Genomic DNA, 24,053 nt, shown 5'->3' on the forward strand with positions numbered 1-24,053 from the left:
CTTTTTCCAAACATGTTCAATTATTTTTCACACTTAGAAATTTTTTACGGTAAACATGTGGCGAGTAGCCAGTGTATTCTTTAAATTTTTCGATATAGTAACTGACCGTACTAAAACCTGTATCACCAGCTATTTCGGTTATAGATAGCTCACCATTCCGCAATAATTCTATGCTTTTGCGCAGTCGGTATTGTAATAAATAGCTAAACGGCGTCATACCCACTATTTTCTTAAAAAAGCGACTGCATTCGGCGCGACTTATATAGACATGACTTGCTAAATCTTCTAACGTTACTTTTTGTTGATAATGTGCATGTAAAAAATCCAACATTACTTTTGCTCGTTCATGCTGTACGATGGAGGATTGATCCATCATTTCTTCTGTCAGCAAGGATTGAGTTAGCATCGATTCCCAAATGAATAGGAGCTCTCTCCAAAACTTTAATTCAAAAAATACGTCTTGTTCCCGCATCAATGCTGCAATCGATGCTATTTTCTGTGCTAACTCCCCCGTCAGCTTGACATAAGGCACTCGATTTTTTGTGATATAAGGCTCAACATATTTTGGGGCAAAGATACTGCCCTCATGACCAGCTATCAGCATTGGGTCCACATTGACACAATAAATCAAAGCTTGTTCAATTTCATAAGGCTTCGCTTCATGCAATACCGAGGCATTGATAAAGAGCCCCTCCCCTTGTTCTAAAATAAATGCATCTCCCCCTACTCGATACTGAGCTCGTCCACTTTTTAAATAAACAAATTGAATTTCCTTATGCCAATGGAGTGGTAGGAAATCCAACCTCTCTAATTGCATGACCGTTTCATACAAGGCAACGGGAAATTCTTTTGTCCCGTGCAGCGTTAATTCTTGTAAATCCTTTGCTATTTTAATATGCGTCAACGGCATCCTTAACACCTCAATATATTGATATTTTTATACGATTAAATCGATATTTATTTACAATTCTCTCCTTTATAATCACCTTATATTGATAGTTTAGGAGATGTGAACAAATGAATCAAATCATCCAAAGAAATCGTACCATGGGCTTCCTACTTGTTATATTAGGGGCAAGTTTTTGGGGAATAGGTGGGACCGTTGCCCAAAAGTTATTCCAACAAGACGATATAGAAGTGGGCTGGCTTGTATCTAGTCGGCTACTTTTGGCTGGCCTACTGCTACTAGCTATTTATAAAATAACCTACCGTCATGACTCAATTTTTGTCATATGGCGCACGAAACAGAATGCTTTTAAACAAATTTTATTTAGTTTACTCGGCATGCTCGCTGTCCAATATACCTATATGATGTCTATCGCGATTGGTAATTCTGCAGTAGCCACCTTATTACAATATTTAGCACCGCTGTTTATCATGGCTTATTTTTTACTAACGAGGCAAAATCCATTGACAAAACAAGATGGGATTGCCGTCACACTTACACTTGTAGGAACATTTTTATTATTAACAAATGGCTCCGTTTCAACCTTATCAGTTCCTTTTATGGCTGTGCTGTGGGGCGTGTTATCAGGGCTTTCAGTTGCCTTTTATACTCTCTATGCGATTCCACTTTTGCAACAATTTCATTCATTACTAGTTGTTGGCTGGTCAATGATTATCGGTGGGGCAGTAATGAGTATTTTCCATCCACCTTGGGCGATTGATGTATCAAATTGGACCTTTTCCACTGTTGCTTATTTTCTCTTTATCATTATTTTTGGCACAATGCTCGCTTTTTGGTTTTATATTGCTAGTTTGCACTATCTCTCCCCTAAGGAGTCAAGCTTACTAGGAAGCCTTGAACCATTAATGGCTGTTATTACGAGTGTCTGGTGGTTAAAAATTACCTTTGGGGGCTATCAGTTTATAGGCACATTACTCATTCTTCTTATGATTTTATACCTCACAGTCTTTCAGAAAAAACAGGTTGAAGCGTAACTTATTCAAAATGTCCCGAAAACAATAGTAAATACCTCCTAAAACAGGACTAGTAATATATAAATTTATACATAAAATTTACATATTTCATCTATCTTTTTTCCTGATTTGTCTACTATACTGAATTTAATAGCAGACAAAAGGAGGTATTTTTATGGATAAAAAAGTTATTTTTTTCGAGGTTGAGGGTGGCACAGATAAAGGACCCGACGGCTATCGCCCAGACACCCTACCGATGGTGGATGCCCTAAAGGAACGTGGGCAAGATGCAGAGGTGCTATTTTTTGATGTCACAAAAAAACAGCAAATCTTTGACTATGTGAAGGAACATGGTGTTGCCTATGTATCGCGTATAAACCCTGGTAACTTACAGCATGAGGAAGCGTATTTTACCATGCTACGAGAGCTGTGCCAGGCTGGAATTATCGGAATGCCACATCCTGATGCGATGATTAGCTACGGCTCGAAAGATGCTCTATCAAAGCTTACATCAACGAATTTAGTACCTGATGATACATATGCCTACTACACTATAGAAGCATTCAAAACGCAATTCCCTATCTCCTTAGCTTCGACAGAACGTGTTCTGAAGCAAAATCGTGGTTCAACGGGTGAAGGTATTTGGCGTGTACAATTGATGAATCCGCTTGCCAAGGGCATCACTGAAGTACCACTTGATGCACAAATCAAATGTACAGAAGCGAAAGATAATCATGTTGAATATTGGCAGCTTGGCGAGTTCATGACATTTTGTGAGCAGTATATTACAGGGACGAATGGTATGTTAATCGATATGCGATTTCTTCCGCGAATTACAGAAGGTGAAATTCGCTTATTCATGTTGAGAAACCGCCCTATTTATGTAGTACATAAAAAACCGGCAGATACTGAGGATGCCTTTAGCGCCACACTCTTCTCAGGTGCCCAATATCGCTATGACCAGCCTGCAGATTGGCAAGAGCTCGTACAAAATTTTTTAGCACAACTCCCACAAGTGACGAACCTATTAGGCAATTATGATTTACCATTGATTTGGACGGCTGACTTTATGTTAGATACGAATGAGGCTGGAGAAGATGGTTATATTTTAGGTGAAATGAATTGCTCCTGTGTGGGCTTTACTTCAGAACTATCGCTAGCGCATGAAGTAGCGGAAGAAATTATCGCCTGTATCCATGAGCATCAAGCAGCACTGATGGTACCATAAAAAAAGTGCGATCTAGAAGATCGCACTTCAGACTGTAGACAAACTCGCTGAATTTTGAGTTTGCCTACAGTCTTTTTTCTTTTACAATAAAATAAAGTAAAGCCGTTGATTTCCACTACGGGCGGACGCTTTCCGCGGGCGGGGTCGAGCTGCTTCCCTCGCTTCGCTCAGTCCAGGATCTCGACTTTCCCGCTTTTCCCGCAGGAGTCGCCGCCCTTCGTTCCAATCAACTTCTATATAAAATACTCTATCTACATAGGGTGTTGAAAAGTAAACTTTTGAGGTGATCAACCATGATGACGAAGAATCAAACCAATGAACGTGAACAATTAGAAATGTTAACGATTGATCAATTAGTTCCCAACGATCATTTAGTGCGAAAACTAGAGGCTGCTATTGATTTTTCATTTATCTATCCTTTAGTAGAACATCTCTATTCACCTAATGGGCGTCCAAGTATTGATCCTGTCGTTCTCTTCAAAATGACGTTTATTCAATATGTTTTTGGCATTCGCTCCATGCGTCAAACCATCAAAGAAATTGAAACGAATATGGCGTATCGCTGGTTTTTAGGATTTGGCTTCCATACAGAAGTCCCGCATTTCTCTACCTTCGGTAAAAATTATGCCCGTCGCTTTCAAGACACTGATATATTTGAACAGATATTCTATCGTATTTTAAAAGAGATTATGCATCAAGGACTCCTCCATGCAGACCATTTATTTATCGATTCTACGCATGTGAAAGCGAGTGCGAATAAACGGAAGTATGATAAAAAGGTCGTGCGAAAAGAAACACGGGCTTATGAAGAAAAACTTCAATTAGAGTTAAATATGGATCGTGAAGAACACGGAAAAAAGCCCTTTCCCCCGGAGAAATTTGAAAAGGAAGAATGGAAAGAAATAAAGGAAAGCACGACAGATCCTGAAAGTGGCTATTACGTGAAGGATGAACGTACGAAACAGTTTGCGTATTCTTTCCATGCAGCCACAGACGAAAAAGGCTTTGTCTTAGGTGCCATTGTGACTCCGGGAAATGTGCACGATAGCCATGTATTACAGCCACTTGTTGAAAGGGTCATTCAAAACGTTCAAAAACCAATCGCTGTTGCGGCAGATGCAGCCTATAAAACACCAGCGATTACGAACTTTTTGTTAGAGAATCAAATGTTGCCTGTTCTTCCGTATACACGTCCTAAAACGAAAGATGGATTCTTCCGAAAGCACGAGTACACATATGACGAGCACTATAATTGTTATCTTTGCCCACAAGGGCAGATATTGAAGTATGCGACAACGACGAAGGAAGGATATCGCCAATATAAATCGAATCCTTTGATTTGTGCGAAGTGTCCAAGCCTTTCCCAATGTACAGAAAGTAAGCATCATCAAAAACTCATTCAACGCCATATTTGGGAGTCGTATGTGGAGGAAGCTGAACATTTACGCCATTCCTATGACATCAAACAAATTTATGCAAAGCGCAAAGAAACGATTGAGCGTGTCTTTGCCGATGCAAAAGAAAAGCATGGTATGCGATGGACAACCTTAAGAGGTCTAAAAAAATTGTCCATGCAGGCGATGCTTACTTTTGCTGCCATGAATTTGAAGAAACTGGCTACTTGGACGTGGCAAGTAGCTTAAGAGAGCAACTAAGCTCGAAGAGTATGTTGAATTTGGTAGTATATTACCAAATGTTAAAAATAAAATAGGAAGAAAAATGACAAAAACCATCGAGAGTGAACTTCTCGATGGGCTTTTGTCTACAGTCTCAAGTGCGATCTAGAAGATCGCACTTTTCATATATAAATCTTAATTGCTTGAATAAATTCATATATAAAATAACCAGCAAAACCAATCAATAAGAATCCTGCAACAATTGTAAATGTCTTAATCATCTTACGGTTCATAGCTTTTCGAGTGACTGACACAATGGTCAGCAAACCGATGTCGTGGAGTAAAATACCGCTAAGAACGCCAGCAGCAATAATTAAAAAGTTTGTCGGCTGTCCTTGTCCATAAGATTTAGCTAGCACTACACCAAATACATTGACCCAAAATACAAGATTACCAGGCGAAATTGCGACCAATAAGCCATTAAAATAAGAGGCAAAAAACGATTTGGTTACTTTTTCTCCTGCTAATGTAATATCATGGTCTGCATTCTTGATAGAATCATAGCCTAACAAGAATAAAAAGCCTGCTCCAATAATCCACATAGGAAGTTGGACCATCGGCATAGCCAAAATAGAGGCTAGTCCCATGTATAAAGCAAAAACTAATACAATGTCAATGGTCATGCCACCAAGCCCTACAGCCCAGCCATGCATAAAACCATTTTTGAGTCCTTGCTTTGTCATTTCTACAGTAATAGCTCCTACAGGCATGGCAATGGCAAGTCCTACCAATACATACGCTACATATAAACTCAAAAAAACACTTCTTTCATGTAATCGATAAGCTTCATACGTCCGTTTATCTTTTTATGATAGCATAAATATACTTAAAATCAAATAATTATTAATACTTTGCTAGACAGTTTTTAATCGTTATAGCATTTGCTTTTTCCATTGTGTTAACAGATCACGTGACTTTACAAGATCCATTTTCAATGCAACTTGCTTAGCGCTACACCGTTTTTCAGCTTTGTTCCACGCCTCTTCTAAGGCAGGTAAATAGCTTAAATTTTTCGTCGCTGCTACTAGCTGTAAAAAAATATTGCCTTGAATATAGTGCCAACGTGGATTCATCCCATCTAGTAGAATAGCTTCTTCAATTAATCGTAATGCCAGATAGGGGCTGCCCTCCTGACGATTCAAAAACTGGGCAAAAGCTCCCCAATAGAGCGCCTTATTGGGCTGCAATTTGATTGCCTCTGCATACTGTGCTGTTGCCTTGTCTCGTTCTTCAGCAAGAACAAAGTATTCCGCCATTGTATAATAAGCATTCGCCTGTGCTTCAATAGACCCTGCTAATAATTCATCGATTACTTTTCCAAATTGCTCATCATCCTGACTCCCAATATAAGCCGTGAGAACATCTCGTTCTGGATAAGAACCATCTGTGCGTTCTACACTTTGTTTCACCTTTTCATCAGTGGGGTGAGGCATACTCGCATACCCGTTCGCCTCTAGCATGGCCACATGCTGTTGGATGAATTGATAGGCCTCCTCTTCAACCACTGCATGATTCATTATTATTCTTTTAGCCAGTTGATAGCTTTCCTTTACCTGTCCACTCAAAAATAAGTCATTAACTTGTTGAACTTGCTCATCCAGTTGTTTTACCACCATTTAAATCCTCCACTTCACAAAAGACAAATCTTATAGCTAGTGTACCATCTTCGCAATAGAAGCAAAAGACAACTTGTCCTAATCTTTCTACAATTCTTTTAATTTAAACGCTTTTACATGCTGTTCAAGTGTATGAGCCATATGATTTGTTTCATTAGAACCTTGTGCTACCTCATCAATACTTGCTGTTGTTTGCTGTGCTGCTACCGTAATCATATTCATCGTTTCTTCTATATCTCTAATGGATTCTGTTAATTGTTGAATCATTTGAACAATACGAGCTGATTTTTCATTTTCAGCGGTCATAGCATGAGAAAGCATAATCATTTCTTCTACCGTTATGGCTACTGCTGTGGAAATATTGCCTAAAGATTGCGCGGTTAAACGCACTGTCTCTGTGCCTTTTTCGATATATTGCGTATTATCATTCGTAGATGTCATCACTTGCTGAACATGTTTCATAATGTCTTGAATTAGCTGTTCGACTTGTAAAACCTCTTGATTGGACTGCTCGGCAAGCTTGCGTACTTCCTCAGCAACAATGGCAAAACCCTTCCCATGCTCCCCTGCTCTAGCCGCCTCGATGGAAGCATTCAAAGCTAGTAAATTCGTTTGGGAGGCTATAGTAGCAATAGAGGTAGTAATCGTTTGTATTTTGGTTGCTGATGTGACCAAGTTTTCGACTGTTTGTCGAACTTCACCTGAACCGTTATGAATCAATGCCATATCATTACTTATATCCTTCGCTAGTCGCTCACCCGCTGTTGCTAATTTCATCGTTTGTCGAGCATTCTCAGCACTGTCATTGGCATTGTGCTGTATCATTTGAAGGTCCTCTGCTAAAGATGTCAGAACATCTGTCGCATTTTCAGCATGATGCATCCCTTCCGTCACAGCACTTGTGACCTCTTCGATATTGTTCGCAACACCTTGAATCGTATTACTCATATCGTGCAACGTGGAAGCGGTTTCATCTGAGTTATTAGCTAAAGTATTAGAAGTGGAGCGCATCGTCATAATCATATTTTGCAAATTAGCGGTCATTCGATTTAAGGTATTTGCTAAATCCTCTACTTCATCCTTACTATGAATTTTTGTTTCAGGTACAGCTAAATTCCCATTCGCAATTTCTTTAGCCTGCTGAATTAGCACACTAATCGGTTTCACTTTTCGACGAATTAAAAAGCCTGTAATGATCGAAGCAATAAGCATAGGGAAAATACTTATTAAGATACCATTTCGCACGACATCCCACGTTCGTTCTTTTACGATATTGGCATCAAAATCGATGACACTAATTGCAATGATTTCTTTACTAGAATCATGGTCTTTAAAAATAGGTGCATAGCCTGATAAGCGATCCATACCAGCAAAATTATAGGGCTGTGAGTATGTTGGATGCTTATGTGTCAGCAACATATCAATGGCTTCTTTATCTAAATAAAATGAATCGCCAGGTGCGAGACCTTCCTCAGCTAAATGTTCATCCAGCGCTAATAATGTGCCATCGAGTGCTAAAATATATTGCGTTTGAAAAATGTCCTTATGGCCCGTTGTCCAGTTTAAATCATGTCCAATACGCGCCTGTGCATCTTGATCGCCCTGAATGGCCTTGTCCATTAATGCTGGATCAATTAAACCTGTTGTGATATTGGCACAACCATAGGCCTCCACGCCAGCAGCATCATATAGTTTATTGTAAGCAGTTATGTATGTAGCGAACGACGTAATCCCTAGCATCACCACTAAAATACCAGCAATAATCGTCCCAAGTTGAAAAGTTAATGAATTGCGTAATTTCACCATTCATCCTCTCCCCTTTCTAATAATCATCTATGAATATTCCCTATTATTCCTCAATCATACTACAAAAAGATGTATTTAAAAAGCATCTTTAATATTACTAATATAATAAAAGCGATGGATAAAAGTTCTGAATTATGCGATAATTGAAGCGAACTCTCTTCATCATGGAGCATTACCTTATCATCTAATAGGAGGGCTTGCTATGAATAAACGCTTTCATTTTATATCGCTTGTTACAGGAAATTTGTTAACGATAGGAGCTATTTTTATTTATGCTATGCAAAGTCAAGTGCATGTAGCCCTCAGTACGTATGCTCTTGTGATGGGGTTTTTAAGTACATTACTTGTGGTTTTCTTTTATATATGGGGAGAAGAAAAACAACAGATACCCAATCGCTTTTTGAAATAATTAGCATAAAATTAGCCTGTTTTGACACACTAAAACGATTGAAAGCAGTTGATTTTATTATGCTGTACATCCCTTTTTACCTTATAGGGTGAAAGGGATTTTTTATGTACAGCTCAAAAGGTGAGAAAAATAAAGCACATGAAATTCTATGATGAGAGGCTAGATTAGTTTGAACAACTTCATCTAACAAAATCTACAAATGAGCTCAATAAATTAGTTTTTTTCATACACAATTAGCTACTTTCTCGAGGTATTCCCCTCTGATTACGTCTAATTATTGTAGTAAAATAAAAATTTTTGTAGAAATTTTTAAAACAATGATTGAGTAGTATATCAATTTTCTGTATAATCAGCTTGTTTGACAATACTTTATATGAACTTGGGGGTAGACAATTGGGTAAAGCATTGATTATCGGAGCTGGCGGAGTTGCCAGTGTTGTGGTACACAAGTGTGTTCAAAATTCGGACGTATTTGAGGAAATTTGTATCGCAAGTAGAACTGTTTCAAAATGTGACGCTCTAAAAGAAAAACTAGACGGCGGAAAAACAAAAATTCATACTGCACAGGTAGACGCGGATAATACAGAAGAGGTTATTGAGCTTATTAAAGCTTTCGGACCGGATGTTGTGATTAACGTGGCATTACCTTATCAGGACTTAACGATTATGGATGCTTGCTTAGCGACAGGTGTGCACTATGTGGATACTGCAAACTACGAGCCACCTGAAACGGCAAAATTTGAATATAAATGGCAATGGGCTTATAAAGAGAAGTTTGAAAAAGCCGGCTTAACTGCATTACTTGGTAGCGGTTTTGATCCAGGTGTAACAGGCGTTTTCACAGCCCATGCTCAAAAACATGAATTTGATGAAATTCACTATATTGATATCGTGGATGCGAATGCGGGAGATCATGGCTACCATTTCGCAACAAACTTCAACCCAGAAATTAACATTCGTGAAATTACAGCGAATGGTCGTTACTGGAAAGAAGGCAAGTGGGTTGAAACAGCACCACTTGAGAAAAAAGAAGTGTATAACCTTCCAGAAATCGGACCAAAAGATATTTATCTTCTATACCATGAAGAGCTTGAATCACTTGCAAAAAATATCAAAGGTTTAAAACAAATCCGCTTCTGGATGACGTTCTCTGAAAAATACTTAACACACTTAAAAGTATTAGAAAACGTTGGTATGACATCTATTGAACCAATCGAATTTGAAGGTCAAATGATTCAACCAATCCATTTCCTTAAAGCGGTATTGCCAGATCCAGCTTCTCTTGGACCACGTACAAAAGGTAAAACAAATATCGGTTGTATCATCCGCGGTCTAAAAGATGGGCAAGAAAAAACGTATTATGTCTACAACGTATGTGACCATGAAGAGTGCTATAACGAGGTTGGTTCACAAGCGATTTCTTACACAACAGGTGTACCAGCTATGATCGGTGCTATGCTTGTGATGAATGGCGAATGGCGTAAACCAGGTGTTTGGAATGTAGAAGACTTCAATCCAGATCCATTCATGGATGCACTAAATAAATGGGGTCTACCATGGCAAGAAAGTCATAACCCAGAATTACTTGACCTTGATTTAGATGCAAAGGAATTAAGCCGATGAAACCAATTGATTTTTCAAAAGTTCCATCCCCTTCTTATGTAGTGGATGAGCGATTATTAACAAAAAATCTTGAGCTTTTAAAATCAATTCAAGATCGTACAGGCTGCCGCATTTTACTAGCCCTAAAAGGCTTTTCCATGCATTCAACATTCCCATTAGTTGGGGAATATTTAGCAGGTATTACTGCTAGCTCCTTGCATGAAGCACGTCTAGGCTATGAAAAAATGGGCAAGGAAGTACACGTCTATGCTCCTGCTTATATTGAGCATGAAATGGACGAGCTTCTAGGCTATGTGGATCACATCGTGTTTAACTCATTTAACCAATGGGCTCAGTTCAAAGAGAAAATAAAATCTGCTGGAAAAACAATTGAATGTGGTATTCGTGTGAATCCTGAGTACTCTGAAATTGAAACAGCACTTTACGATCCTTGCTACACGAACTCTCGCCTTGGTACAACTTTGGCTAACTTCGATAAATCACAGCTTGACGGCATTGATGGTTTACATTTCCATGCGATGTGTGAACAAAATTCCGACACGTTAGAACGTATTATTGAAGTAGTAGAAGAAAAATTTGGTGATGTGTTACATCAAATGAAATGGTTAAACTTCGGTGGTGGCCACCATATTACGCGTGCAGATTATGATGTCGAAAAACTTGTTAACATCATTAACTATATTCAAGAAAAATACAACCTGCTTGTTTACTTAGAACCAGGCGAAGCGGTAGCACTTAATACAGGCTATTTAGTCGCTACAGTACTTGATATTCAAAAAAATGGCATGGACCTTGCTATTTTAGATACGTCAGCAACATGTCATATGCCTGATGTACTTGAAATGCCGTACCGTCCAATGATTATCGGTTCTGGTCAAGCAAATGAATTCGCGCATACGTATCGCTTAGGCGGACTTACATGTCTTGCTGGTGATGTAATTGGTGATTATTCATTTGATCAGCCATTAAAACCAGGCGATCGTCTTGTCTTTACAGATATGGCTCATTATTCTATGGTTAAAAACCATATGTTTAATGGTGTCAACTTACCTTCTATCGTTTCTTATAACGATGAAGAAGGCAGTAAAGTCATTCGTGAATTTAAATTTGAAGACTACAGTGGTCGACTGTCTTAATAACAAACGAAAAGCCCTTCCAGCAAATTGGAAGGGCTTTTTATTATGACCATATTGTCAACCTATGAAAAAAGACGATGTCCATAAACATTTGGTGAGACGAGAGGTTGATAGCCTTTCCGCCATGTTGCAAAGGTGTCTTTTCTTTATCTTATGCCTTTATTTAAATGTGAAGGGATTAGTCACAACAAGGCTACTTGAGTCCCGTGGAATAGCTAGCCCCTAGGTTTTGCTCTGCGCGAAAGCAATGCGTCAGCGACAAGCCTTTTCGCCGTACACAAAATCCTAGTGATTGTGTTGTTTTTTCAACACTAAGAAAACTTAGAGTGCCTATGCCTCCACGTTTTCTTTTTCATTTTCAAGCATTTTGTGTAAATAATCGATAATCTCACGAATGCCATCTAATGAATTGACCAATATTTTTGGATCGACATAAGTAATCATACGGTTCTCAAGATTAGCTACAGCCGTAAAGTAGCGTGTTTTACTGTAATTAACAAGGCCCAATTGTTGAAGTACTGAATCATCAAAATCAAGAATTTCTCGAGCTTCTGTCACCAGTAATCCATAATTAACCACGTCTGTATTTAAAACAATAATACGAGCAGTTGCTGTATTAGATGAGCGGTTGTACAATATTCGTTCAAAATCAAGAACAGGTACAAGCTCACCACGAATTCTTGTAAAGCCTAAAAGATAATTAGGTAAATGAGGGATAGGTGTTACATGCTCTAATTTTTCAATTGAAATTGCTTGCTCCACAGGCACTGCGTATTCCTCTGTCCCACAAGCAAAAACGACTGCTTTGACACTTTCCATGCGGTCACATCCTTCTATTTGACTGTTAGTTTTTCGCCGATTCTTTGACGATTTCTACAAGTAAATCTGCTAATTTTTCTAATTCTTCTACTGGTATTTTTTCATTTGTTGTATGAATGTCTTCATAGCCAACTGATAGATTAACGGTAGGAATGCCAAAGCCAGCAATCACATTCGCATCCGAGCCGCCACCTGAAATACCTAATGTTGGTGTACGATCAATATTGCGTGCAGCTGCGATGGCTACTTGAACTACTTTATCTGTTTCTGTTACACGGAATCCTGGATACATCAGCTTCACTTCTACTTCAGCACGTGCGCCTAGTGAAGCCGAAACTTGCTCAAAAGTTTCCTTCATATGCTTTGTTTGTGCATCTAATTTAGCTTGGTCAATAGAGCGCGCTTCTGCTAAAATTGTCACTTCATCACAAACAATATTCGTCGCTTGTCCACCCTCAAAACGTCCAATATTTGCAGTCGTTTCTTCATCTAAACGACCTAGCTTCATTTGAGCGATACATTTTGATGCCACTGTAATAGCGGAAATACCCTTTTCAGGAGCCACCCCTGCATGTGCCGTTTTGCCAATAATCTTCGCAAAAATTTTCGCTTGGAATGGTGCTGCAGTCACGATGCCTCCCACTTTCCCATCACTGTCTACTGCAAAGCCATATTTCGCCTTAATCATGGTTGGATCTAGCTCTTTTGCTCCAACAAGCCCACTTTCTTCACCAGCCGTAATAATAAATTCAATATCTCCATGTGCAATATTTTGCTCTTTTAAACATTTTACCATCTCTAAAAGTGCTGCTAGACCAGCCTTATCGTCAGCACCTAAAATCGTCGTGCCATCTGATACGATATAACCATCTTCACGTAGAGAAGGTTTAATACCTTTCCCTGGAACAACTGTATCCATATGAGACGTAAAGTAAATTGGCTCCACATCTAATGTGCCTTTTAATGTAGCAATAATATTACCTGCTCCATGTCCATTACGCGTATGAGCATCGTCTTGGATAACTGTAAAACCAAGTGCAGTTAATTTTTCTACAAGAATTGGTGCAATTACTTGTTCATGTTTTGTTTCTGAATCAATTTGAACGAGCTCAAAAAACTCTTCTACTAAACGACTTGTCATGTTGTAAAACTCCCTTAGTTTACGTGTTTTGCCACGTTATAGTATATGTACTATTTTAGCACAAGGTCAGAAGAGTTGAAATCATTGAACAATCCTACCAAACTAAAAAGTCTGAGAAAAATTCTCAGACTTTCCCATATTGTTGAAAAAAGGTGATGCCAATAGCAGAAAAAGAACCTTTAGCAAGGTGAGAGGTTGATGTCCGTTCCGCCAGCGTCCTTTCCAGTGGGCGTCTGATGAGCCCCCGCTTCACTCACTGCGTTCGCTCCAGGGTCTCCTCTATGACGCTAAATACCCTAGGAGTGACGCTGGCTCCACTCCAATCAACCATGTGCAAAATTGTCTTTTCCTTAGCTCATTATTTGTCTTATTAGAGCAAGGATAGGCTCCTATTTTCAATGTGGAGAAGTGATGTGTGACAACCCCCCTCCATAAAGAGTAGTGAATACCTTCTCTTTAGTTGAAAACCTTTACTAAAAAGAAATATTTTTATGGATTGGAGTGGAGGGCTACTTGACTCCCGTGGGATAGCGAGACAGGCGAGCCTCTAAACGGAGCGGTAGCGAAGGAAGCGGCCTGCAACGGAAATCCACTTTCATCTTTCACAAAAGTTCTGTGGTAGTTTTATTTTCCAAAACTATGAAAAATTCTCAGACTTTCCTTAGGCATTGACAATAGCCTCTTTTTCTTTTTCTATAGCTTGTAGGTAGTTATTTGCTTTATTTTGTTTATCCTGTAAGCGCCAAATGGTATTATGTACATCGTCCTGAACCCGTGAAACTTGTTCTCTTGCTGTTGAAATTTTAGAATGGACAGACCATGCAGAAAAAATATCATCAAAGAAGTAGTCAGCAAACTTCACAAACCCATCTGTTTCTACATGCAGCGATTTCGTTGACATCTCATGAACATCCAATAATTCATTATGAAAACGTTGCAACGCGATTTGAGCCCGATGTAAATAGTTTTCTGACTGATCGAGTGCATCATGCTTTAAGTGAGTGGCAATCAGCCCGCCACCAAAGAAAGTATCCCAGGAGGAATAGCCACTAGCCGAATGAAGAGAGGCTGCTGCTTGCCCTAGCTTTGTTAGAGCTACTTCCCCCGCTTCCTCAGCCTCTTGAATTTCTGTTATGAGTTGCTTTGTTACCATTTCCTCATGTGCTAAATGCTCTAGCTTCTTTGCCTGAGCAACATCATGAAGCTGTAAGTACTTTTTCTTTTTCGCATAGATTTGTTGAAGTTCTTGTTGTAACGCCATTTCATCAAATTGAGCTAGCTTATTGGTTACTTGAACACTATCTTCTGTTAAATCCGCTTGCATTTTCTTCGCTTCACTAATCTTTAATTCAAGAACTGCTGCTTTATCAATTTTTTCAGCGCGTAGTTCATCTTGTTGTCCAGTCCACGTACGAATCATATTCATAAATGAGAAGCCATCCAATTTATCAAGTTTTAATCGAATTTGGTTGAGGGCTGTCGTATGTTTGTCTATTTCCTGTTGTGTATAGTGAATCTGCTTATGCAATAATTCGCTTTGCTCGTTTAATCTTGATGCCTTTCTTAGTTGTGCATGAATCTTTTCTTGCTCTGTTTGCAATTGCTTCCATTCCATTCATCTCAACTCCTCTTACTATATCAGTACGGATGGCAAGAAAAAATGTTTCACTTTTTAGCAATGAAAAACCTAGCAACTCATTAGCTACTAGGCTTGTACTCATTTTATAGAGGAATATTCCCGTGCTTTTTCTCAGGACGTGTTTCGTGTTTATTTGAAAGCATATCCAGTCCTTGAATCAGCTTCATACGTGTATCTCGTGGATCGATTACATCGTCTACCATGCCGCGAGATGCTGCCACATACGGGTTGGCGAATTTTTCTTTATATTCTTCAATTTTTGCTGCACGTGTTGCTTCTGGGTCATCTGATTTCGCAATTTCACGGGCAAAGATGATGTTCGCTGCGCCAGCAGCACCCATAACAGCAATTTCAGCATTTGGCCATGCAAATACAAGGTCAGCACCGATTGATTTAGAGTTTAAAGCAACGTAAGCGCCTCCATAAGCTTTACGTAAAATCACTGTAATTTTTGGTACTGTAGCTTCTGAATACGCATAAAGAATCTTTGCACCATGTCGAATAATACCGCCATGCTCTTGTTTAACGCCTGGGAAGAAGCCAGATACGTCTTCAAATGTGATAATTGGGATATTGTACGCATCACAAGTACGGATGAAACGAGCTGCTTTATCAGAAGAATCAATATCTAATCCACCAGCAAGTACTTTTGGTTGGTTACAAACAAGCCCTACTGATTCACCAGCAATACGTGCAAAACCAACTACTACGTTCTTCGCAAACTCTGCATGTACTTCCATGAATGAACCTTCATCCACTACCTGCTCAACTACTTTGCGAACATCATATGGACGTGTTGTTTCGATTGGCACTGTATCCACGATTTCTGGACGGTAGTCATCCCCTTCAGGTCGAGCTTGTCGAGGTGCCTTTTCTTTATTGTTTTGTGGTAAATAGCTTAATAGTTTTTTAATTTCTTCAATTGCCTCTTCTTCAGATGGCGCACGGAAATGAGCATTCCCACTTACCGCATTATTTACTTTTGAACCACCTAAATCTTCAGCAGAGATTTTCTCACCTGTTACAGTTTCAATGACTTTAGGTCCTGTTATGAACATTTGAGATGTTTTATCCACCATTAAGATAAAGTCTGTGATAGCTGGCGAATAAACCGCTCCACCAGCACAAGGTCCCATAATAACAGAAATTTGCGGAATCACGCCTGAATAAATCGCATTGCGGTAGAAAATATGACCGTAGCCATCTAGAGACAGAACACCTTCTTGGATACGTGCACCACCTGAATCATTAATACCGATAAATGGTGTACCGTTTTTAGCAGCTAGATCCATCACTGTCGCCATTTTTTTGGCATGCATTTCACCAAGCGCCCCACCAAACACTGTGAAATCTTGGGAGAATAAGTATACTGGACGTCCGTTAATTTTACCGAAACCAGTAACTACACCATCACCAGGGCCTTCCATTTTATCCATCCCAAAGTCTACTGTACGGTGAGTAATAAATGGGTTGATTTCGAAAAATGTCCCTTCATCTAGTAGCAAATCAATACGCTCACGAGCTGTTAATTTCCCTTTTTCATGCTGTTTTTCGATGCGCTCATAGCCACCACCAAGTTCAATTACAGTCTTACGGTCATACAAGTCATTGATTTTGTCGAACATATCCATAATGATCACTTATCCCCTTTTCCACTTTTATCACATAATTCATATAACACCCCGAATGAGGATTTAGGATGCATAAATGCAACCTCTGCACCTCCAGCACCAGGTCCTGGCTCTTCCGATAATAGACGTACACCCTTTTCACGAAGCTCTGCCATACGCTCACGAATTCCTGTTACACCGAAGGCAACATGGTGAATTCCCTCTCCACGTTTTTCAATAAATCCATAAATGGCACTTTTATCACTCATTGGTTCTAATAGCTCTAATTTCACGTTACCTGCGTCGATAAATGCCACACGAACCTGTTGAGATTCTACTTCTTCTACTTTCATCAACTTTAAGCCTAAAGTTTCTGTATAATATGTAATGCGTTCATCAAGATCGCGCACTGCAATCCCAATATGGTCTACTTTCTCCATGGTGACATCTCCTTCTGTTATGGTACATACTCTATTTTACAGATTTTTTTGTCAAAACTCTACTACTTGAGAAATTTTTCAGATTTGCTAAACTATTTATAAGAAAAGAAGGAGCGAACGAGCATATGAGTAATAAAAAATTTCAAAAAATCGTTGTTTATAGCATGATCGCGATTATGCTAATCTCATCTCTAGCATTCGGATTATCCATGTTAGTTTAAGGCAAAGCCCGAGGCGTCCACGTTACTGTGGGCGCTCTTTTTTAGCCTTTAAGCCCTTAAATGACTGCTTTATTTCTAAATACCTGTCCATCTCCTCGATAAACTGATAGAGAGCGGCTTGAGCGATAAATTGTTCATGGTTTTGCGGTAAAGGCAGCTGAGAAAAATCACGTTTTACATATTCTAATTTTTCTCGATAATGACTTGCCGTATTCCCCGAATGAACATGCTCACCGAGGTCTTGTAAAAAATCTGCCACAATTTCAGCCTCTTGTACTATAACAGGTAGTGTCGTCACTTTTGGCAATACTCGTTCGATAATTTCTAGCTGCTGCTCACGCATATCAAAATACACATAGTAATCATTTTTAAGTCTCATAAAATGGTTTTCAACATCTTTAAACGCCAATGATTTTGCCTCTTCTAGCGTTCGGATTGCTTCAATGATTTCATGTCCATTCCATAGCGTGTCTCCTTGACGTAAATAGGTGGCAATTTCTAAAAAAATCTTGCTGTATAGCTCCTCAATTTTAACTCTGTAGTAATTTAATTCCTTTTGTATGTCTGGCATATACATATTAATGGCAATCCCTGTGCCATAACCGATTGCCATCAACGCTAATTCATTATAAACAAGTGCTAATGAAAAACCTTCAGCAGCATAAATATGCATTATAATTACAACACTAGAAATAAATCCATCTGCTACCTTTAATGATACAATGGTTGGAATGAATAACAGGAGCATGCCTGCTAATGTAAGCGGATGATAAGTAAAAAATTCAAAGCTTACAAAGGCAAAAAGCATTGCCACAATACTCGCGACCAATCGTGTATAAGCTGCATGAATAGATTTTTTTTTCGTTGGCTGCACACATAATATGGTTAGAATACCAGCAGATGCATACGAGGCTAAATCAAAATACTGAGCAATGGCAATAGCGATGGCCGCACCAATTGCTGTCTTTAAAGTTCGATAGCCGATTGAAAATTTCTTCAGGCCGACTGCCTCCTATCGTTTAGTACTCTTCACTCTTTTAGCTAATTATTTAGCCAATATTACAAAAATTTTAGTAATAATGAAACTATCTATACATGATGATAGTAGGAAGCCTACATAGATTCTGTGATCTATGAGGCTTTTCTACTTCATTTGAATTCATTTTTGTTATGCAAGAATAGAATTAAAGCTCATCACAATATTCTTCAAAGTTTGCTTGTAAGTTTGTCACAACGGACATTGGATCATGCCCTTCAATTTCATAGCGACCAACTTCTGCAACTACTTGTCCATCTTTTAATAGAACGAAAGATGGTGAAGAAGGTAGGTGATCTTCTCCAAAATGATAACGTGCCGCTGCAGTCGCTTCTTTATCTTGCCCTGCAAACACTGTAACTAAATGATCGGGACGTTTATCATAATGAACACATTGTGCCGCTGCTGGACGAGCGATACCGCCCGCACAACCACATACTGAGTTCACCATTACTAATGTTGTACCTGGGCGAGTAAACGCCTCTTCAACAGCTTCTGGTGTTTGTAGTTGTTCGTAACCCGCTGCCTCAATTTCAGCACGTGCTGTTTTTAAAATTTCCTGCATAAATAAATCGTAATCCATATTCATATAGCGATAGCTCCTTTCAAGTTCGCGTCCATTCAGCATGATTGCCTATAAAAATTTTTTGACGCTCATCCATCTCTTATCATAGCAGTTTGCAACGAATTTGTGCACCTACTTGCTCATCACAATTCAGTTGAATACTAAGATTCGTTTACTTGTCTTCCTGCTCTTCGTTAAATAAACGATCGACACCTTGTGTGACAGTCAGTTGTCCACTTAAAATTTGACGTTCAAGTAGCAGTACCTGTGCTTTACGCTGTGGATTCCCATAAAATTGATCAATTAAATGGTCGGTAATCATCGATTGAAACCACTCTTTTGTTTGTTGTTGTCGACGAGTAGCCCAATAGTGATTGGCTTCAACAATTTGCTTGAAATCTCCAATTGTCTCCCAAACCTGATCAAGTCCCCGTTTTTCTAATGAACTAACAGGCATTGCTGTAGACATCCAACCGAGTGTAGCGGGCTGTAAAAAATGCAAAATTTGCTTATACTCTGCAACCGTTTTTTTGGCTAAACGAACATTATCGCCATCTGCTTTATGCACGACAATGGCATCCGCTAATTCCATGATGCCTTTTTTCATGCCCTGCAATTCATCTCCTGCCCCTGTTAACACAAGGAGTAGAAAGAAATCAACCATCCCACGGACGTAGGTTTCGCTTTGCCCTACACCAACCGTTTCAATTAAAATCACATCATAGCCTGCCGCCTCACAAACTAACATTGTTTCACGGGTCTTTTTGTGAACACCCCCAAGGGTACCTGCCGATGGAGATGGGCGAACAAATGCAGTAGGCTTCTTAACGAGCTCTTCCATGCGTGTTTTATCGCCAAGAATACTCCCACCTGATAAGGAAGAACTTGGATCAATCGCAAGAACAGCTACTCGTTTCCCCATGTCACAAAGCATTGTTCCGAAAGCCTCAATGAATGAACTTTTCCCCGCTCCTGGAACTCCGGTAATGCCAATTCGAATACTATTTCCTGTATGCGGAAGAAGCTCCTGTAATAATTCTTGTGCTTGCACTTTATGAGTAGCGTTGGCACTTTCAATGAGGGTAATGGCTTTTGATAAATGTGTGCGAGAGCCCACACGTACTTGTTGAGCAAGCTCTCCTACATTCATATTGTCTGCCTTTTTCTTTCGGAATTTTTTAGGTGTGCCATACTGCATACCGTCGTGAGTTGCCTCGACTCCGTCCATGACAAATAGCGCACTGTCTTCCATTCCTTTGTTTTTGTCCATTATTCAGACACTTCCTCATAGCCTAAACGTTTGTAGATTTCTTCAATAATTTTTTGTGCAGATACAGGAATCACTGTACCTGGTCCAAAAATGGCTACTGCACCAGCATCGTAAAGGAAGTCATAATCTTGCGCTGGAATAACACCACCAACAATAATGATAATATCTTCACGACCTAGCTTTTCAAGCTCCGCAATTAATTCAGGCACTAATGTTTTATGACCTGCTGCTAGTGAAGATACACCAATGACATGGACATCATTTTCAACAGCCATTTGAGCAGCCTCAGCAGGTGTCATAAATAATGGTGAAATATCTACGTCAAAGCCTAAATCAGCATAGCCCGTTGCGACCACCTTGGCACCGCGGTCATGTCCATCCTGTCCCATTTTTGCTACTAAAATACGTGGACGACGTCCTTCATTTTCAAGGAATTCTTCTGTCATTTGCTTCACTTCCGCAATTTGCTCCTCATCTGAGAAATTGGCAGAGTAAACACCTGAAATAGAACGAATCACGGCCTTATGACGACCAGAAATCGCCTCGATAGCATCAGAAATTTCACCTAAAGAGGCACGCGCACGTGCTGCATCCACCGCCACAGCTAGTAAGTTCTCCTCACCATCTTGAGCAGCTTTTGTTAAGCGAGCTAAATGTTTTTGAACTTCTGCTTCATCACGTGCTGCCTTCATCGCTTCTAAACGTTCAATTTGTTTTTGACGAACAATTGTATTATCAATATCCAAAATGTCAATTGGCTCTTCTTTTGCTAAGCGATATTTATTCACTCCTACAATGGTTTCTGTTTTAGAGTCAATTTTTGCTTGGCGTTTGGCTGCGGCTTCTTCAACCTTCATTTTCGGAAGTCCTGTTTCAATCGCTTTGGCCATCCCTCCAAGTGCTTCAATTTCTTCGATCAATGCCCAAGCGGATTGCGTAATTTCTTCTGTTAGTTTCTCCACATAGTACGAACCGCCCCATGGATCAATCACTTTCGTCATCGCTGTTTCCTCTTGTAAAAATAACTGTGTATTACGCGCGATACGTGCCGAGAAATCTGTTGGAAGTGCAATCGCTTCATCCAGTGCGTTGGTATGGAGGGATTGTGTGTGTCCCATTGAAGATGCATTCGCTTCGAATAATGTACGAGCCACATTGTTAAATGGATCTTGCTCCGTTAAAGACCAGCCCGATGTTTGAGAATGGGTACGTAATGCTAATGTTTTCGGATTTTTCGGATTAAATGTTGACATCATTTGTGCCCAAATACGACGTGCTGCACGCATTTTAGCTACTTCCATGTAATAATTCATACCGATTGCCCAGAAGAACGATAGACGAGGTGCAAAGGCATCGATATCAATTCCTGCTTTCAATCCTGTACGTACATATTCCAAGCCATCTGCTAACGTATAGGCAAGCTCAATGTCATTTGTTGCGCCAGCTTCTTGAATATGGTAACCAGAAATTGAAATAGAGTTAAATTTTGGCATATATTTCGCTGTATATTCAAAAATATCTGCGATGATTTGCATTGACATAGCTGGTGGGTAAATATATGTATTACGCACCATATATTCTTTTAAAATATCATTTTGAATTGTACCTGCTAATTTGTCTGGTGTTACCCCTTGCTCTTCAGCTGCCACAATATAGAAGGCAAGAACTGGTAAAACTGCTCCATTCATTGTCATAGAAACGGACATTTGATCTAACGGTATTTGATCGAAAAGGATTTTCATATCCTCAACAGAGTCAATAGCAACACCAGCTTTCCCTACATCCCCTGTTACACGTGGATGATCTGAGTCATAGCCTCGGTGCGTCGCTAAGTCAAACGCTACAGAAAGACCTTTTTGCCCCATTGCCAAATTTCGTTTATAGAAGGCATTGGATTCCTCAGCCGTTGAGAAACCTGCGTATTGGCGAACGGTCCAAGGACGTGCTACATACATAGTAGGGTATGGTCCACGTGTATTAGGTGCAATACCTGCTACATCGTTTAAATGTTTCGCATCTTTAATATCTTCCTTCGTGTAAATATCTTTAATTTCAATCCCTTCATTTGTCATAAACTTGTCGTCAGACGCTTGTGGGGCTTCAGCTGTTAACACTTTTTCTATTTCTACTACATTAAAATTAGGCTTGCTCATCGTTGGACCTCCTTCATGCTCGCAAACACGGACTGTAATTTTTCAATGATGTTCTGTCCTGCGAAAATAAAGCCGTTTAAACCATTTGCTAACCATGCTTCTTCTTCATCTTTAAATTTACCTGCAACATCTATAAGCACATTTGCTGGTTGTGCAGCTAAAATAGCCGGTACAAGTGCCTTTGTATCATCGTCACTGCCTGCAATTACAACATACTTAGCCTCTGTAGCCTGCAACCAAGCAATCGCCTCTTCAGCAGTTGCCACTGGCTCACTTTTTTCTGGAACAAGACCAACTGTATTTAAGAAACCAGCTACAAAATCTGCACGTGGCTTAGAGCTTTTTAATGACCCTAATGCTAAAATACCTGTTCTCACATTAGCTGCTGTCATTTCTGCACGCAACTTCTCAAATGGAACAGCAATACGTTTGATATCAGCAAATAATGGGTTTGTATCCTGCTCAAGTACATCTGCTGGATTTGCATAAATATTCGTTCCAATTAATGATTGCTTACGTGTTGATGCAGCTTTGATTCGAGTATGATAAGTGGTTGCCACTTCTTCCGCAAGCTTGCCAGACGCTATATATTCATCCATCCCGCCAGCAGCCTCGATATCTAAAAATAATGCCCATGCTTCTTTTACAAAGTCTGCTGTTAACGACTCAATAAAATAAGAGCCTCCTGCTGGATCTGTCACTTTCAAGACATTTGTTTCTTCTTTTAATATTAATGATACATTCCGAGCGATACGAATCGATTGTTCCGTAGGCTTCGTTAACACATCATGCGGATGAACAGTAAAGAGATCAGCTCCACCAATTAAACCAGAAAGCGCTTCATTGGAAGAACGTAATAAATTGACATACACATCTAATTTAGAAAAGCTTCTTAGTGATGTTTCAGCAACCGTTGGGATTTTTACACTGTCTGTCACACCATAAGCGGATGAGAACGCTTTCCAAAGTACTTTAAAAGCACGAAGTTTGGCAATTTCCGTAAAGAATTGTGTATCAATGGCAAAGATTACAAAAAACTTCTTCGAGAATGCTTCAAAGCTTTCTTCCTGTTCTGCAAACTTGGCTGCTAATGCAAGTGCATAGGCTAGCTCTTGTACTGCGTTGGCACCTTCATTGTGATAAACGGTCGTGTCAGCACTGACTGAGCGCACGTTCGGAAATGCGTTGAAAGAGATCGGGTCCTTAGAAACAATGAAACCTTTAACTGCTTCACGTTGATCCTCTGCAATATTGTCAAATAATGCTAATAATGGGTCTTTTGTATTTTTAATAGTAATTTTAAATGAATATTCTGAGAAATATGATGCTAATTTGACCAATACTTCTTCTGTCCAATCAAACTTCACACGACTATCCACTGTAATCACTTCATTGCCTCGCGCTAAACTATCTTCAAGCTGTGCAAAAAATGCTTCACTTGTATCAGCGTGAATTTGCTGTGCCACCTGAAACGCTTGACTATTTTGTAGGGAACGGATTGTGGCAACTTGTAAATCAAGCTCTTCTCCAAGCTTAGCTACTAAACTTTCTTGCGTGTAAAGCGGCTGTAATGTAACACCTTCATTTGTTTTGGAAAATAGTGACTCAAATGGTTTCCCTTTTAAAGCTTTGATTGCTGCATCTTGCCAGTCTGAATAGGCTGGTTTTTCAAATTCAATATTTTTCATGTTGTTTGACATGCGGACGCTTAATCAGCTTCCCCCCTTAGTAGTTTCTATTTGTTA

Annotated in this window: 21 protein-coding genes; 7 read left to right on the forward strand and 14 right to left on the reverse strand. The window is 39.5% G+C overall.

Going from position 1 to position 24,053, the window contains the following annotated elements; translation table 11 throughout:
* Window positions 1-16: 16 nt before the first annotated feature.
* Window positions 17-910 (reverse strand): AraC family transcriptional regulator, encoded by an 894-nt coding sequence (locus MHI22_RS06895; protein WP_036119929.1) that lies wholly within the window; start codon window positions 908-910, stop codon window positions 17-19.
* 107 nt (window positions 911-1,017) lie between these two features.
* Between MHI22_RS06895 and MHI22_RS06900 the strand changes: the two genes are divergently transcribed.
* The 3 genes from MHI22_RS06900 to MHI22_RS06910 all read left to right on the forward strand — a co-directional run bounded on the left by MHI22_RS06900 (window position 1,018) and on the right by MHI22_RS06910 (window position 4,791).
* A complete protein-coding gene (locus MHI22_RS06900; RefSeq protein ID WP_271910221.1) occupies window positions 1,018-1,941 on the forward strand; it encodes a DMT family transporter in 924 nt (307 codons plus the stop codon).
* Window positions 1,942-2,095: 154 nt separating this feature from the next.
* Window positions 2,096-3,148, forward strand: coding sequence for a Cj0069 family protein (locus MHI22_RS06905; protein ID WP_340811472.1), 1,053 nt, complete (start codon window positions 2,096-2,098; stop codon window positions 3,146-3,148).
* Between the two features lie 293 nt (window positions 3,149-3,441).
* On the forward strand, window positions 3,442-4,791 hold the full coding sequence (locus MHI22_RS06910; RefSeq protein ID WP_340811474.1) for an IS1182-like element ISBsp5 family transposase: 1,350 nt from the start codon (window positions 3,442-3,444) through the stop codon (window positions 4,789-4,791).
* Between the two features lie 155 nt (window positions 4,792-4,946).
* Here the strand turns inward: MHI22_RS06910 and MHI22_RS06915 are convergent, their stop codons facing one another.
* The 3 genes from MHI22_RS06915 to MHI22_RS06925 all read right to left on the reverse strand — a co-directional run bounded on the left by MHI22_RS06915 (window position 4,947) and on the right by MHI22_RS06925 (window position 8,246).
* Entirely contained in the window at window positions 4,947-5,579 is a 633-nt protein-coding gene (locus tag MHI22_RS06915) for a LysE family translocator (RefSeq protein WP_036119920.1), read from the reverse strand.
* 117 nt (window positions 5,580-5,696) lie between these two features.
* Window positions 5,697-6,440, reverse strand: coding sequence for a tetratricopeptide repeat protein (locus MHI22_RS06920; protein WP_036119916.1), 744 nt, complete (start codon window positions 6,438-6,440; stop codon window positions 5,697-5,699).
* An 87-nt stretch (window positions 6,441-6,527) separates the two neighbouring features.
* Entirely contained in the window at window positions 6,528-8,246 is a 1,719-nt protein-coding gene (locus tag MHI22_RS06925; protein WP_340811476.1) for a methyl-accepting chemotaxis protein, read from the reverse strand.
* A gap of 202 nt (window positions 8,247-8,448) precedes the next feature.
* Here MHI22_RS06925 and MHI22_RS06930 point away from each other — a divergent pair, with 202 nt between their 5' ends.
* The 3 genes from MHI22_RS06930 (at window position 8,449) to nspC (ending at window position 11,414) form a co-directional block, all read left to right on the forward strand.
* Entirely contained in the window at window positions 8,449-8,655 is a 207-nt protein-coding gene (locus tag MHI22_RS06930) for a hypothetical protein (protein WP_036119912.1), read from the forward strand.
* A gap of 393 nt (window positions 8,656-9,048) precedes the next feature.
* Complete coding sequence (locus tag MHI22_RS06935) at window positions 9,049-10,278, forward strand: saccharopine dehydrogenase family protein (RefSeq protein WP_036119909.1); 1,230 nt, start codon at window positions 9,049-9,051, stop codon at window positions 10,276-10,278.
* Complete coding sequence (gene nspC, locus MHI22_RS06940; RefSeq protein WP_089934712.1) at window positions 10,275-11,414, forward strand: carboxynorspermidine decarboxylase; 1,140 nt, start codon at window positions 10,275-10,277, stop codon at window positions 11,412-11,414. The genes MHI22_RS06935 and nspC overlap by 4 nt, the downstream gene beginning before the upstream one ends.
* Before the next feature lie 330 nt (window positions 11,415-11,744).
* Here nspC and MHI22_RS06945 read toward each other — a convergent pair whose 3' ends face one another.
* The 5 genes from MHI22_RS06945 to mce form a co-directional block, all read right to left on the reverse strand.
* Window positions 11,745-12,233, reverse strand: a complete 489-nt coding sequence (locus MHI22_RS06945; RefSeq protein ID WP_036119903.1) for a chemotaxis protein CheW — start codon at window positions 12,231-12,233, stop codon at window positions 11,745-11,747.
* Between the two features lie 25 nt (window positions 12,234-12,258).
* Complete coding sequence (locus tag MHI22_RS06950) at window positions 12,259-13,374, reverse strand: M20/M25/M40 family metallo-hydrolase (protein WP_089934711.1); 1,116 nt, start codon at window positions 13,372-13,374, stop codon at window positions 12,259-12,261.
* 661 nt (window positions 13,375-14,035) lie between these two features.
* Window positions 14,036-14,989: a hypothetical protein gene (locus MHI22_RS06955; protein ID WP_340811477.1), complete on the reverse strand. Its 954-nt coding sequence runs from the start codon at window positions 14,987-14,989 to the stop codon at window positions 14,036-14,038.
* Between the two features lie 107 nt (window positions 14,990-15,096).
* Window positions 15,097-16,644 (reverse strand): acyl-CoA carboxylase subunit beta, encoded by a 1,548-nt coding sequence (locus tag MHI22_RS06960; protein WP_036122848.1) that lies wholly within the window; start codon window positions 16,642-16,644, stop codon window positions 15,097-15,099.
* A 5-nt stretch (window positions 16,645-16,649) separates the two neighbouring features.
* Window positions 16,650-17,063, reverse strand: a complete 414-nt coding sequence (mce, locus tag MHI22_RS06965; protein WP_141903613.1) for a methylmalonyl-CoA epimerase — start codon at window positions 17,061-17,063, stop codon at window positions 16,650-16,652.
* Window positions 17,064-17,188: 125 nt separating this feature from the next.
* Between mce and prli42 the strand changes: the two genes are divergently transcribed.
* Window positions 17,189-17,284 carry a stressosome-associated protein Prli42 gene (gene prli42, locus MHI22_RS06970; RefSeq protein ID WP_155273190.1) on the forward strand — a complete coding sequence of 32 codons (96 nt, stop codon included), beginning with the start codon at window positions 17,189-17,191 and terminating at the stop codon, window positions 17,282-17,284.
* Between the two features lie 22 nt (window positions 17,285-17,306).
* Here the strand turns inward: prli42 and MHI22_RS06975 are convergent, their stop codons facing one another.
* The 5 genes from MHI22_RS06975 to MHI22_RS06995 form a co-directional block, all read right to left on the reverse strand.
* On the reverse strand, window positions 17,307-18,284 hold the full coding sequence (locus MHI22_RS06975; protein ID WP_340812705.1) for an aromatic acid exporter family protein: 978 nt from the start codon (window positions 18,282-18,284) through the stop codon (window positions 17,307-17,309).
* Between the two features lie 184 nt (window positions 18,285-18,468).
* A complete protein-coding gene (locus MHI22_RS06980; protein WP_036122837.1) occupies window positions 18,469-18,909 on the reverse strand; it encodes a BrxA/BrxB family bacilliredoxin in 441 nt (146 codons plus the stop codon).
* Window positions 18,910-19,057: 148 nt separating this feature from the next.
* Window positions 19,058-20,155, reverse strand: coding sequence for a methylmalonyl Co-A mutase-associated GTPase MeaB (gene meaB, locus MHI22_RS06985; RefSeq protein ID WP_340811479.1), 1,098 nt, complete (start codon window positions 20,153-20,155; stop codon window positions 19,058-19,060).
* Entirely contained in the window at window positions 20,155-22,308 is a 2,154-nt protein-coding gene (scpA, locus tag MHI22_RS06990; RefSeq protein ID WP_036122829.1) for a methylmalonyl-CoA mutase, read from the reverse strand. The genes meaB and scpA overlap by 1 nt, the downstream gene beginning before the upstream one ends.
* The gene (locus MHI22_RS06995) at window positions 22,305-24,008 is read right to left on the reverse strand and encodes a methylmalonyl-CoA mutase family protein (RefSeq protein ID WP_271910236.1); all 1,704 of its coding nucleotides are present in this window, start codon (window positions 24,006-24,008) and stop codon (window positions 22,305-22,307) included. Before MHI22_RS06995 ends, scpA begins: the two co-directional genes overlap by 4 nt.
* Window positions 24,009-24,053 lie beyond the last annotated feature (45 nt).

This window comes from Lysinibacillus sp. FSL L8-0312 (assembly GCF_038003285.1).
Classification (GTDB): domain Bacteria; phylum Bacillota; class Bacilli; order Bacillales_A; family Planococcaceae; genus Lysinibacillus; species Lysinibacillus fusiformis_D.